The 11,722-nt window shown below is 58.2% G+C and carries 12 protein-coding genes and 1 tRNA gene; 8 read left to right on the forward strand and 5 right to left on the reverse strand.

All coding sequences use genetic code 11. The annotated features are described in order from the left end of the window. Positions 1–9: 9 nt before the first annotated feature. From ACIGG6_RS08555 to ispB, 3 genes are all read right to left on the reverse strand, one after another. Complete coding sequence (locus ACIGG6_RS08555) at positions 10–1,236, reverse strand: MFS transporter (protein WP_399843908.1); 1,227 nt, start codon at positions 1,234–1,236, stop codon at positions 10–12. Positions 1,237–1,373: 137 nt separating this feature from the next. Continuing rightward, positions 1,374–1,450: transfer RNA gene (locus tag ACIGG6_RS08560), tRNA-Pro, on the reverse strand. Between the two features lie 111 nt (positions 1,451–1,561). Next, positions 1,562–2,566 (reverse strand): octaprenyl diphosphate synthase, encoded by a 1,005-nt coding sequence (gene ispB, locus ACIGG6_RS08565; RefSeq protein WP_399843910.1) that lies wholly within the window; start codon positions 2,564–2,566, stop codon positions 1,562–1,564. A gap of 295 nt (positions 2,567–2,861) precedes the next feature. Here ispB and rplU point away from each other — a divergent pair, with 295 nt between their 5' ends. The 4 genes from rplU (at position 2,862) to proB (ending at position 6,022) form a co-directional block, all read left to right on the forward strand. After that, positions 2,862–3,173, forward strand: coding sequence for a 50S ribosomal protein L21 (gene rplU, locus ACIGG6_RS08570; protein WP_016915863.1), 312 nt, complete (start codon positions 2,862–2,864; stop codon positions 3,171–3,173). Positions 3,174–3,203: 30 nt separating this feature from the next. Next, positions 3,204–3,461 carry a 50S ribosomal protein L27 gene (rpmA, locus tag ACIGG6_RS08575; protein ID WP_030071394.1) on the forward strand — a complete coding sequence of 86 codons (258 nt, stop codon included), beginning with the start codon at positions 3,204–3,206 and terminating at the stop codon, positions 3,459–3,461. Between the two features lie 170 nt (positions 3,462–3,631). After that, a complete protein-coding gene (gene cgtA, locus ACIGG6_RS08580; RefSeq protein WP_089674895.1) occupies positions 3,632–4,822 on the forward strand; it encodes an Obg family GTPase CgtA in 1,191 nt (396 codons plus the stop codon). A 60-nt stretch (positions 4,823–4,882) separates the two neighbouring features. Beyond that, a complete protein-coding gene (gene proB / locus ACIGG6_RS08585; RefSeq protein ID WP_058579741.1) occupies positions 4,883–6,022 on the forward strand; it encodes a glutamate 5-kinase in 1,140 nt (379 codons plus the stop codon). 8 nt (positions 6,023–6,030) lie between these two features. Here proB and ACIGG6_RS08590 read toward each other — a convergent pair whose 3' ends face one another. Further along, positions 6,031–7,062, reverse strand: a complete 1,032-nt coding sequence (locus ACIGG6_RS08590) for a DUF1853 family protein (protein WP_399843913.1) — start codon at positions 7,060–7,062, stop codon at positions 6,031–6,033. 116 nt (positions 7,063–7,178) lie between these two features. Between ACIGG6_RS08590 and ACIGG6_RS08595 the strand changes: the two genes are divergently transcribed. Then, on the forward strand, positions 7,179–8,528 hold the full coding sequence (locus ACIGG6_RS08595; RefSeq protein ID WP_399843915.1) for a Glu/Leu/Phe/Val dehydrogenase: 1,350 nt from the start codon (positions 7,179–7,181) through the stop codon (positions 8,526–8,528). Positions 8,529–8,612: 84 nt separating this feature from the next. Here the strand turns inward: ACIGG6_RS08595 and ACIGG6_RS08600 are convergent, their stop codons facing one another. Next, positions 8,613–9,089 carry a PepSY domain-containing protein gene (locus ACIGG6_RS08600; RefSeq protein WP_062360504.1) on the reverse strand — a complete coding sequence of 159 codons (477 nt, stop codon included), beginning with the start codon at positions 9,087–9,089 and terminating at the stop codon, positions 8,613–8,615. Between the two features lie 157 nt (positions 9,090–9,246). Here ACIGG6_RS08600 and ACIGG6_RS08605 point away from each other — a divergent pair, with 157 nt between their 5' ends. The 3 genes from ACIGG6_RS08605 (at position 9,247) to ACIGG6_RS08615 (ending at position 11,710) form a co-directional block, all read left to right on the forward strand. Beyond that, a complete protein-coding gene (locus ACIGG6_RS08605; protein ID WP_399843917.1) occupies positions 9,247–9,612 on the forward strand; it encodes a PepSY domain-containing protein in 366 nt (121 codons plus the stop codon). Positions 9,613–9,674: 62 nt separating this feature from the next. Continuing rightward, the gene (locus tag ACIGG6_RS08610) at positions 9,675–10,349 is read left to right on the forward strand and encodes a response regulator (RefSeq protein ID WP_399843920.1); all 675 of its coding nucleotides are present in this window, start codon (positions 9,675–9,677) and stop codon (positions 10,347–10,349) included. Then, positions 10,346–11,710, forward strand: coding sequence for a sensor histidine kinase (locus ACIGG6_RS08615; protein ID WP_399843922.1), 1,365 nt, complete (start codon positions 10,346–10,348; stop codon positions 11,708–11,710). Before ACIGG6_RS08610 ends, ACIGG6_RS08615 begins: the two co-directional genes overlap by 4 nt. Positions 11,711–11,722: the final 12 nt, after the last annotated feature.

Raw genomic sequence — 11,722 nt, forward strand, 5'->3', positions numbered from 1 at the left:
TACTGCCTGTTAAAGTCTGCTGTCGGCCTTTAGCGCCGTTTTGCCTAGAATGATCAAGGCAATGGCCAGCAGAGCACATATGACTGCCATGCCAGTAAACACATTGCGCAGCGAATCCAGCCAGATCACCGCTGGAGCCACCACCACTGGGGAGACAAACTGCCCGAAAAAGAAGGTTGAGGTGAAACCGCCAAACACTCGTCCGCGCACCCGCTGTGGGGTAATCCTCATCAGCCATGTGGTTGTGTTGGGCATAAAGGCCCCAAGTCCAAAACCAGAGATCGCTGCGCCCACGATGGCCATGAGGTAACTTTGGGTGAACCCAACAACGAGAAAGCCAGTGGCAGCTAGAAAAAAGCCGAGCACATAGATCGTCATTACCGAGAAAAACGGCTTGTAGTAGCCATAGCAAAAAGCCACGATGCTAGCGGTTAGGGCTGCCGTAGAAAGCGCCACGCCAATTGCTACGCCACTGATCTGCCCCTGTTGGGAAAGCAGGAAGGGCAACTGAGCGGGAAACATATAAAACATGGTCATGCTGATCATGGCGATCAGGTAGGCAAGGCCGGTACGCTTGTAATCCACCTTCACCGGCGCATCACTGGGCTGACTGTTTGTATCGTTGCCTGACGTCGGCTCCTGAAGCATCGCCCAAGCATAAGGGAGCAACAGCACGCCGGTTAGGTAGAGTAGAAACGGGCCGCGCCAGCTCCAGTCGGAAAGTATCCCGCCCAGGTTAATAAAGATTACGCCGCCGAGTGCCATACAGCTGCTTTGCAGGCCAAGAAAGCGTACCCGCTCAGCGCCATCAAAATAGTCGCCTACCAGCGTTGTACTGATACTGAGGATGCCTGCTACGGCAATGCCCATTAGTGCCCGGGAGCTTAACAACAAATCGACACGGTCGATGAAAAAGCCCGAAACCCCCGCAAAGCCGTAGATAAACAGCATCATCAACAGAAGTTTTTTACGTCCAAACCGGTCCGCCAAATAGCCCATAAGCGGGCTGAACAGCGTAATCATTAGCGCCGGAATGGTCAGGATCAGTTGAATGAGTACCTGAGGCTGGTCAGGGAAGTGTCGGCTGATACCCGGCAGGGCGGGTGCGATAATGGCCCCCGACATAACAGTCATAGTGCTGGCGAATAGCAGAACTGTTTTGATATGCGCTAACTGGCGAATGGTCTCTTCCTCTACTTCCATATCACGCTTATTGAAAGAGACTAAGCTTAGCACAATGTTAGCACGCTACCTTTGATGACATGCTGAAAGTAGCCAATGGCGTGGTTGAACGATAGTATTGAGGTAGGATTCGCGCAAACAAAAAACGGCCACTTGCTCTAAGAGCTAAGTGGCCGTTTTCATTAAATTCTTGGTCGGAATAGCAGGATTCGAACCTACGACCTCTGCCTCCCGAAGGCAGCGCTCTACCAAGCTGAGCTATATTCCGAAAGTTGCTGAGGCGTGCTCAACAACGGGACGAATCATACGCAGGCGAAGGGCTTTTTTCAAGCCTCTTTTTTTACGCCCTTTCTTTGTACAACGCGAAAAGCGTTGTCGGTTACGCTTGGCGATCTACGGCTAAGCGGGCAAGTTGAGCCATGCTGTCGCGATAAGGGCTAGGGGGCAGGGCATCCAGTTCGGCTAGCGCTTTATCCGCCATCTCTTCTGCCCGTGCGCGGGTGTACGCCAGCGCCCCGGTGTCGTGAATAATCGCCAGTACGTCGTCTAGCTGTTCAAGACCGCCTTTGCGAATCACCTGACGAATCAGCTTGGCTTGCTCAGGGGCGCCGCGCTCCATGGCGTGAATGAGCGGTAGCGTGGGCTTGCCTTCGGCCAAGTCGTCGCCAACGTTTTTGCCCATTGCCTCGGCGTCGCCTTGATAGTCCAGCAAGTCGTCAATCAGTTGGAAAGCCAGGCCCAGGTAGCGGCCGTAATGCTGCAGGGCGCGCTCCTGTTCTGGCGTAGCTTCTGCGAGCACTGCGCCGCTATGGGAGGCCGCTTCAAACAGCATCGCGGTTTTGCCCAGGATGGTCTCGAAGTAATCCGCCTCGGAAATGCTGGGGTTGCCAATGTTGGTCAACTGCAGTACTTCACCTTCTGCGATCACGCAGGTGGCACCGGATAGGATCGCCATGATGCGCATGGAGCCTACATCCACCATCATCTGGAACGAGCGGGAGTAGAGGAAATCACCCACCAGCACGGAGGGCGCATTGCCCCAGGCGTCGTTGGCGGTTTTTTTGCCCCGGCGCATGTGCGACTCATCCACCACGTCGTCGTGCAACAGAGTGGAGGTATGCATAAACTCGATCAGCGTGGCGAGGGTAATATGCTTGTCGCCTTCATAGCCCAACGAGCGGGCCGCTAGCAGTACCAGTAGCGGGCGCAGGCGTTTACCGCCGCTTTCAATAATGTACTGGCCAATAGTTTCCACCAGCGGCACTTTAGAGTTGAGCTGAGCAACAATGGTGCGGTTGACGGCTTCAAAGTCATCGGCCACCACGGCGTGCAGCGGTGAAGGCGAAGGGCTGGCAGGCGGGGTTGGGGAGACGTTGGCTGTCATGGGTTCCGTTCATCGCGGCGGGTGAGAAAGTGGGGGTCATGCTATGGGGCTGCCTGTAAGGCGTCAAGGTATAGCCGCGCCAAGCAGGCCCAAGCAGGCGTTTGGAAGATTGACAAGCCCCGGTGGCCTTGTGGTATGAAGCGATAGTCGTTATAATCCGCGACCCACTCATCATGCTCCCTGTCAGATGGCTGCCAAAAGAGGCGCCACTCGCAGCAGGTCGATAAGAGCGGAAGGCGATGAGCGTTGGTTACGCGGGGCGTAACCGGCATTAACGACAAGTCCGGAGAGCGACATGTACGCAGTTATTAAAAGCGGTGGTAAACAGTACCGCGTTCAAGAAGGTCAAACCCTCAAGCTCGAGAAAATCGAAGTCGCTACCGGCGAAACGATTGAGTTTGATGAAGTGCTGCTGGTTGCAGACGGCGATGACGTAAACATTGGCGCACCTTTCATTAGCGGTGCCAAAGTTTCCGCTGAAATCGTTTCCCACGGCCGTGGCGATAAAGTGACGATCATCAAATTCCGTCGCCGGAAGCACCACATGAAGCGTCAGGGCCACCGTCAGTGGTTCACTGAAGTCAAAATTACCGGAATTTCTGCGTAAGCAGCCAATTCCCTTTAGGAGGATTTTGCAATGGCACATAAAAAGGCAGCCGGCTCCACGCGTAACGGTCGCGATTCCGAATCCAAACGCCTTGGTGTGAAACTCTTCGGTGGCCAAGCGGCAACCGCAGGTAACATCATCGTTCGTCAGCGTGGCACTCGTTTCCACGCAGGCACTGGCGTTGGCCTGGGTCGTGATCACACGCTGTTCGCTCTGAACGACGGCTTCGTGAAGTTCGAGACCAAAGGTCCGAACAACCGTAAATTCGTCAGCATCGTTTCTGCCTAAGCAACCTCGGTTGCTTTGTGTAAGTGGGTTGGTATGACTTACGCAGTGCGAAGATGACGAAAGAAAAGCCCCGCCATGGCGGGGCTTTTTTGTCTTTTCGATCCCTTTTGCCCGCATAAGGCGGGTGGGGATAGTGCAGTGAGGGCGGCGGAAGCGGCCGGGAGAATCCAATGCAGTTCGTCGATGAAGCCTCGATTATTGTTGAGGCAGGTAAAGGCGGCAATGGCTGTCTGAGCTTTCGCCGCGAGAAATATGTGCCCAAGGGTGGCCCCGATGGTGGTGATGGCGGCCACGGTGGCAGCGTTTATCTGATTGGTGATGATTCGCTCAACACCCTGATTGATTTCAAATTTCAGCGTTTCTACAAAGCTGAAAATGGGCAAGGCGGCATGGGCCGCCAGATGAGCGGTAAAGCTGGTGAAGACCTGCACGTAAAAGTGCCGGTGGGCACCACGGTGATTGATGAAGACACCCTTGAGGTGATTGCCGACGTGACCGAAATTGGTCAGGTCGTGCTGGTAGCAGAAGGCGGCCGCCGTGGGTTGGGGAATATTCACTTTAAATCCTCCACCAACCGTGCGCCTCGGCGCACCACGCCGGGCACCGAAGGCGACCGTCGTAACCTGCGCCTGGAAATGAAAGTGATGGCGGATGTGGGCCTGCTGGGCATGCCCAACGCCGGTAAGTCGACGCTGATTCGTTCGGTCTCTGCGGCCAAACCCAAAGTGGCCAACTACCCGTTCACTACGCTGGTGCCGAATCTGGGCGTGGTGAAGCTGGGTATGCATGAGCACTTTGTAATGGCCGACGTGCCGGGGCTGATTGAAGGTGCCTCCGACGGCGCTGGCCTGGGGCTGCGCTTCTTGAAGCACCTGACTCGCACGCGGCTGCTGTTCCACGTGGTTGATGTGGCGCCGTTTGATGAGTCCGATCCGGTGGAAGCAGCCCAAGCGATTATTCATGAGCTTGGCCAGTTCTCTCCGGCGCTCTCCGAGCGGCCTCGCTGGCTGGTGCTGAATAAGTTCGACCTGCTGCCAGAAGAGGAGCGTGAGGCGCGCGCCCAGGCGATCATTGATGCGCTGAACTGGGATGGTCCCGTCTTCCGCATTTCGGCGATCAGCAGTGAAGGCACCGATAAGCTGGTGCAAGCCGCTTACCGCTGGCTCACCGAGCAGCAGCGCTTGGAAAACGAAGACGAAGAGGCCCATGCCCGCGAGCAGGAGATGCGCCGTCGCATGGAGGAGGAGTCGGTGGCCCGTACCGAGGCCCGCCTTGGCCGTCGTCGTAAGCGCGATGATGAAGAAGACGATGACGATTTCGACGACGATGATTACGATGTCGAAGTGGAGTACGCCCCGTAAGCCAGCGGCGTACTAGCTAGGATAAATCGCGTGAGCGCAATAGCGTGGGAGAGTCGCGACGTGGAAAGCAACGAGCAGTTGCCGGGCCGTGAGGCGCTGAGTAGCGCCCGCCGGGTGGTGGTCAAAATTGGCAGCGCGCTGCTCACTAATGATGGTCGCGGGCTGGACGAAGCGGCCATTGGCGGCTGGGTGGATCAAATTGCCGCCCTGCATCAGCAGGGTAAAGAAGTGGTGCTGGTCTCCTCCGGTGCGGTGGCAGCTGGCATGGTACGCCTGGGCTGGCAGGCGCGTCCGAGCGCCGTGCACGAGCTTCAGGCGGCCGCCGCCGTGGGGCAAAATGGCCTGACCCAGTGCTACGAGCAGCACTTTGCGCGCCACGGCATGCTCACCGCGCAGATTCTGCTCACCCACGACGACCTCTCCAACCGCAAGCGCTACCTGAACGCGCTGTCGGCGCTGCGCACGCTGGTCGAGATGCGCGTAGTGCCGGTCATCAACGAAAACGATACCGTCGTCACCGACGAGATCCGTTTTGGTGATAATGACACCCTCGGCGCGCTGGTGGCGAACCTGCTGGAAGCCGATGCGCTGCTGCTGCTCACCGACCAGGAAGGCCTGTTCGATGCCGACCCCCGCCATAATCCTGACGCCACGCTGATTACTGAGGGGCGTGCTGACGACCCCCGCTTGGCCGCCGTGGCAGGCAGCGGCGGGGCGTTGGGCCGGGGTGGTATGAGCACCAAAGTGCGCGCTGCCCAGCTCGCGGCGCGTTCCGGCGCGGTAACCGTGATTGCCAGCGGTCGCCAGCCGCAGGTAATTACTCGGGTAATGAACGGTGAAGCACTCGGCACGCTGCTGCGCCCGGATCAAGCCCCTATGGCAGCGCGCAAGCGCTGGCTAGCGGGTCAGCTTCAGGTGCGCGGTACGCTGGTGCTGGATGCGGGCGCGGTCAACGTGCTGCGTGGTAAAGGCTCTAGCCTGCTGGCCGTTGGCGTGCGTGACGTGCAGGGCAGTTTTAAGCGCGGCGACATGGTGCTGTGTGTGGATGAGCAGGGCACTCGCGTGGCCAAGGGCTTGGTCAACTACGGGGCCGACGAAGCTCGCCAGCTAGCGGGCCAGCCAAGCCACCAAATTGAAGCCATTCTTGGTTACGTGGAAGCCCACGAACTGATCCACCGCGACAACTTGGTAGTGGTTTAAACGGCGGGTTAGCCACGCCGCTTAGGCGGTAGCGGTACCTGGCGCGGCCAATCATTGGGTACCACCATCAGCCGCGTTAGCGGTCTCTCCTGGCCACTATTTTCCTGGCAACTCTTTTCCCAGTAGTTCTCTTCCCAGCAGTTCTCTCCTCCCTTCGGGTCGTACAGCATCACTTGCTGCGGCCCGTAGCGGTTGACCTGTGCCATCACGGCCTCCATCCGCTCATTGGCGTTGCCAAACGCGTCGAGCAATGGCGGCGCTAACCAGTGGGGCTTTGCTAGCCACGCGACCTGTAGCACCGTGCTGTAGCGTTCGGCCACGCTGGGCCAAGCGTGTTGATGGCACCACCACCCCCGCCGATGCTCGGCCGTTGCCCCGACAGGTGGTGGCAAGTTGGCCTGCCATGGATAAAACAGCACGCCGGGCATGGCAAGCTGTTGGGTCAAGTGATCACTTAGTGCAGCCGTTTCGCTGACATCTCTGGGCGTTAACCAGTGAGCAATATTCGCCTGCGCCGTGCGAGTACGGGAGAGCGGTAGCTGATGATGGAGCAGGTGACTGCACTTCAAGGCCAAACTGTCCAAGCCGCCAGGGCCAATCCAGCGGCTTTGGCTGTTGGCTTCGCCTGGCCCGTCGGGAAGACCAAGATAAAACTTGATCGCTACTTCCAAATGCACCGGCACTGGGTTTGTCCGCGTGCGATAAAGCATATCCAGCTCGCCCAGCGTTGTGCGGCGTTGAGTAATACGCAGATTATTGGCCAGCAGGCGGGTATTAGGGGCGTTATCCAGTAACAGCTGCCATAGCCGCTCATGGTAGTGGCCCATGCGCGTGGCCAGCTTGCCATCCAGGGCCTGCACCCTGGGTAACAGGGTGTCGAGCCACTTATGCTGCTCCTCTGCCAAGCCCAGCGCGGAACGTGTGGGGCGGCCTGGGTAATCGCCAAGGGTCACCAAATCTGGTGTGACGATGAGCCACGCCATATCGCGCAGCACCGCGTGGTGAATTCCATCGCTGACACCTTCGGCGGAGGTTGTCACAAATCTCTCCTATCAATCGGCTCGATATACGACTGAGTTAGCCGCCTGCTGCTACGCTAAACACATTACCTCGCGATGCCAATAAAATCCCCTAGATACACACAAAGGAGTGTTGCATGGGCAGTGCCAAGTCGAAAAAGCAAAAGTCTAAAGCGAAGAAATCCTCGGCGAAAATGTCCGCCACCAATGCGCCGCAGCAGCTAACCCCCGAAACGGGCGCCGCTCTGTTCGAAGATGCCCGCTCGAGGCTTGAAGCGGTCTTCAGCGCGCTGGCGATTCATCCCGATGCCCAGGCCCGGTTGATGCAGCCCAGTCTCTCGCTGCAAGTGAGCGTGCCGGTGCGCATGGACGATGGCAGTTTGAAGGCGTTTCCCGCGTGGCGTGTGCAGTACGACACCAGCCTAGGCCCGGCCAAGGGGGGAGTGCGCTTTCACCCCGGTGTGAATCAGCATGAAGTGACCACCTTGAGCTTTTGGATGGCGGTGAAGTGTGCCGTGGTAGGTTTGCCCTATGGCGGCGGCAAAGGCGGCGTGCAGGTGGATGCCAAGGCGCTTTCTTCGTTAGAGCGTGAGCGCTTGGCGCGGGGCTATATTCGTGCGATTGCCGACATCATGGGCCCTGACCGAGATATTCCTGCCCCCGACGTCAACACCGATGCCACTGTGATGGGCTGGATGATTGATGAGTACGAACATATTCTGCGCGCCCAGGCACCGGCGGCTATTACCGGTAAGCCGCTGTCGCTTGGCGGCTCACCGGGGCGTGTAGAAGCGACCGGACGTGGGGCGCTGACCGTCTTGGATTTGTGGGCAGAGCGTGAAGAGCGCAAGCCGGAAGAGACCACGCTGGCGGTGCAGGGGTTCGGCAATGCGGCCTACCATTTCGCTCGCTTGGCAAGCCAGCGCGGCTATCGAGTAGTGGCGGTTTCGGATTCCAGCGGAGCCATTTATAACGCCGATGGCATAGATGTAGACGCTGCTAAAAAAGATAAAACCCAACAGGGCAAGCTTGCCAAAAGTCAGCAAGGCAAAGCGCTATCCGGCGATGATTTGCTCGCGTTAGAGGTCGACGTGCTGGCACTCGCCGCGCTGGAAAATCAACTGCATAGCGACAACGTGGGCGATGTGAAGGCAGGCGCAGTGCTCGAAATCGCCAACGGACCGCTCACCAGCGATGCGGATGCGGCGTTGGAAAAACGCGGCGTGCCCGTGCTGCCTGACGTGTTGGCGAATACCGGCGGCGTTATCGTCAGCTACTTTGAGTGGCTGCAAAACCGCTCAGGCGAGAAATGGCAAGAAGAGGAGGTCAATCAGCGCCTGAAGCGTCGGCTCAGCGATGAAGCCAACCGGGTGCTGGTCAGGGCGGAAGAGGAGCGAGTCACCTATCGCCAAGCAGCCTATCGGCAAGGCATCGAGCGAATTGCAGAGGCGATCATGGCCCGGGGCAACTGCCAAGACTGTCGCTAACCAGCGAAGCGACAAAACGCAAACGGCGGGCCCGAAGGCCCGCCGTAGGGTGTGTACTCATAGATGCGAGGGTCGCTTAAGCGATTAGTCGCGATCCATCTGGGTGACTTCAAAAGAACCCTGGCGCAGGCTCAGTTCCAGCTCGCGGCCGTTTTGCTCGCGGCCTTCAACATCGATGATGCCGCTTTTATCGATATCGATGCTTTCAAATTCGGTCATACCTTCCTGGCTGGCAGCATTGAGTGCTTGGCGAACGTCATCTTCGCTCATGCCCCAGGCACCGGTAATCAGGCGCTTACGCTCTTCTTGCAGGGTGTCGCCGTTATCCATGGAGAAGTCCACATCGGCGTACCACTCATCGTCCAACCAGCCTTCTACTTCTACACGGCCACGGTCATCAACATTAATCTCTTCAAGCTGAGTGAACCCGTAGTCGGCAGCGTAGGTCAGAATGTCATCAATCCGGTCGACCGGCTGAGTGTCTGCCTGGGCGCTACCTGCAGCAGCGGCAAGCAGAAGAGCAGAGGTCGGGATCAGCAGCATTTTTTTCATAGCGTTCATATCAAATTCCTTCTTTGCTTAGTGAATGCATTGCCAGATGATTCCTGACAAAGGTCAGTCAGCGAATGCGACAGGGTATTTATATCATTGCGGTTCTTTCCTTAACCTGACAAAGCTGTTCATCTAGCGTTCATGTTGCCTTTGGCATCCTACTGTTATGAAAAATACGTCTCTTCTCTCACTCAAGCAGCGCTCCTGGCAACGGCTCCCCTATAAGGGTGCGCTGATGTTGGCGTTGGTGCTCATGCTAATGGGTAGCGCGACCGGTGACCAACATTGGGAAGCGTTACACAGCGAGGTTCGGCGTGGTGATGTAGTGCCGTTGGACACCATTCTTGACTGGCTGGACGCCCACTACATCGGTGATGTGTTGGAAGTCGAAATTGATCGTGATGACGGGCTGGTTGAGTATGAAATTAAGCTGCTTGGCCCCCAGGGGCAGGTGGTGGAGTTTGAGTTCGACGGTCACAGTGGCCAGCTTATGCAAATAGAGGGCGTGCGCATCCGCGAGATGCAGCGTTAAGACGTTTATCTGCGGTCCCCCACCTTCCTGCCTCCATTGGGTTTATTAATAAGGGTTTTTTGATGAAGTGTTTACTGGTAGAGGATGACCAGGCGCTTGCCCGTGAGCTGAATCAAGCGTTGCAAGATAGTGACTGGATCGTTGAGCTGGCGGAAAACGGCCAGGAAGCAGATTTTTTGGTGCGCACGGAGGCGTACGATACGGTCATTTTGGATATTGGCCTGCCCGATGGCGATGGCACTCGCTGGCTCTCTTCTTGGCGGGAGGATGGCATTGATCTGCCGGTACTGATTTTAACGGCCCGTGAACGCTGGGCCGATAAGGCCGCTGGTTTTACCGCCGGTGCCGATGACTACGTCACCAAACCCTTCGAACCCGCCGAAGTGCTGTTTCGCCTGCGGGCCTTGGTGCGCCGTACCCATGGCCATGCGCACCCGGTGCTTAAAGTGGGCGAGCTTAGCCTGGATACTCACACCCAGCATGTCACTTTGGTGGGGCGTCCCGTGAGCTTAACCGCTCAGGAAACCCGCCTATTAAGCTACTTAATGCATGCCGCGCCGCGAGTGGTCAGCCGCAGCGAGCTGTCTGAGCACGTTTACGACCGTGACCACGAGCCCGACTCCAACGTCATTGATGTTCAGGTCAGTCGGTTGCGGCGCAAGCTAGGCGCGTGGCGCATTGCCACGCTGCGCGGTCAGGGGTATCGCCTGTTAGCCGATGAGCCGAGCGATTCATGAGCGCCGATGTGCTCTCTTGGAGTCAGCGCTGGGCTAGCCGCTCCATCAATCTACGCCTGCTGTTGGCGGTGCTGCTCATGGTGCTGCTGGCACTCCCCGTGGCCGGTTGGCTGTTGTCCCATCACTACCGCACCGCTTCGGTCAATGCGTTTGATGAACGGCTGGAAGCGACGCTCAATGTGGTGATTGCTGGGGTCACCTACGACCCGCTGAACCAGCAGCTGAACTATGAGCGCGCCCTGGGCGACTCGCGTTTTGACCATGTCTATTCCGGCTGGTATTGGCAAATCACCGATGAGGCGAACCGCTCGGTCGCATCGCGCTCGTTATGGGATCAGCGTTTGCCGGTGCTGGAGAGCGAGCGGGTGACCGCCCGCACGCTCCCGGGCCCGCGTGGTCAGCAGCTGCGCGTCGTTGAACGTGATATTTATCTAGCGCCGTTAGAAGCACCGCTGCATGTGAGCGTGGCCGCGCGGGACGATGATTTACGCGAAAATATTCAGGAATTTCAGCAGATGCTGTGGCTGGGGCTGTTAGGCCTGGGCGCGCTGTTGCTAGGCGTGCTGGCGCTACAAGTGCGTTGGGGGCTCGCGCCGCTGCGGCGCATGAACGCCAACTTACGTGATGTAGAGCAGGGGCGAGCAGAGCAGTTGGATACTCGTTTGCCCGACGAGCTGGCCACACTGGCTACATCCATGAACGCCGTGCTGGCTCGCGACCAGCGGCTCATCGAACGGGGTCGTCACACGGCAGGCAACTTGGCCCATGCCCTAAAAACGCCGATTAGCGTGATGCGGCTGTTGGCCAAGCAGCTACCAGGCGAGAGTCGCGATACCTGGGAGGCCGAGCTGTCGCGTATCGACAGTGCCGTGCGCCACCACTTGGCGCGGGCATCCGCTGCGGGCGAAGGGGTACGCTTTGCTCCGGTGGCTCTCCAAGGCACACTGGCCCCGCTCATCACCGGGCTTGCCCGGCTAGCGCAGCGCCGCCATATTACCCTGCGCCAAACCGTGGATAGCGGCGTGCGGGTGCATATGGACGGTCAGGACCTGCAGGAGATGGTGGGTAATCTACTGGACAACGCCCTGCGCTGGGCCAACAGCGATGTGCATATCCGCCTGCAGGCACAGGGGAACACGCTGCGGTTGGTGGTGGGCGATGACGGCCCCGGTATGACCCCGCAGGAGTGCCAGGCAGCGGTCCAGCGCGGCAAGCGGCTGGATGAACAGCGTTCAGGCAGTGGCTTGGGGTTAGCCATCGTCACCGACCTTGTCACACTTTATCATGGCCAGATGCGCCTACAGCGCGCCGAGTCTGGCGGTTTAGAGGTAGTCATTGAACTGCCTGTGGTCGCTACTTAACGAGCTTAAGAG

The sequence above is a fragment of the Vreelandella lionensis genome, from assembly GCF_044543515.1.
GTDB lineage: Bacteria > Pseudomonadota > Gammaproteobacteria > Pseudomonadales > Halomonadaceae > Vreelandella > Vreelandella lionensis.

Bases quoted from the DNA above. Each gene is read 5' to 3' on its own strand.
- cgtA (WP_089674895.1), top strand. From the start codon at position 3,632: ATGCAGTTCGTCGATGAAGCCTCGATTATTGTTGAGGCAGGTAAAGGC.
- ACIGG6_RS08605 (WP_399843917.1), top strand. From the start codon at position 9,247: ATGAAAAATACGTCTCTTCTCTCACTCAAGCAGCGCTCCTGGCAACGG.
- ACIGG6_RS08610 (WP_399843920.1), top strand. From the start codon at position 9,675: ATGAAGTGTTTACTGGTAGAGGATGACCAGGCGCTTGCCCGTGAGCTG.
- rplU (WP_016915863.1), top strand. From the start codon at position 2,862: ATGTACGCAGTTATTAAAAGCGGTGGTAAACAGTACCGCGTTCAAGAA.
- rpmA (WP_030071394.1), top strand. From the start codon at position 3,204: ATGGCACATAAAAAGGCAGCCGGCTCCACGCGTAACGGTCGCGATTCC.
- ACIGG6_RS08600 (WP_062360504.1), bottom strand. From the start codon at position 9,089: ATGAACGCTATGAAAAAAATGCTGCTGATCCCGACCTCTGCTCTTCTG.
- ispB (WP_399843910.1), bottom strand. From the start codon at position 2,566: ATGACAGCCAACGTCTCCCCAACCCCGCCTGCCAGCCCTTCGCCTTCA.
- ACIGG6_RS08615 (WP_399843922.1), top strand. From the start codon at position 10,346: ATGAGCGCCGATGTGCTCTCTTGGAGTCAGCGCTGGGCTAGCCGCTCC.
- ACIGG6_RS08595 (WP_399843915.1), top strand. From the start codon at position 7,179: ATGGGCAGTGCCAAGTCGAAAAAGCAAAAGTCTAAAGCGAAGAAATCC.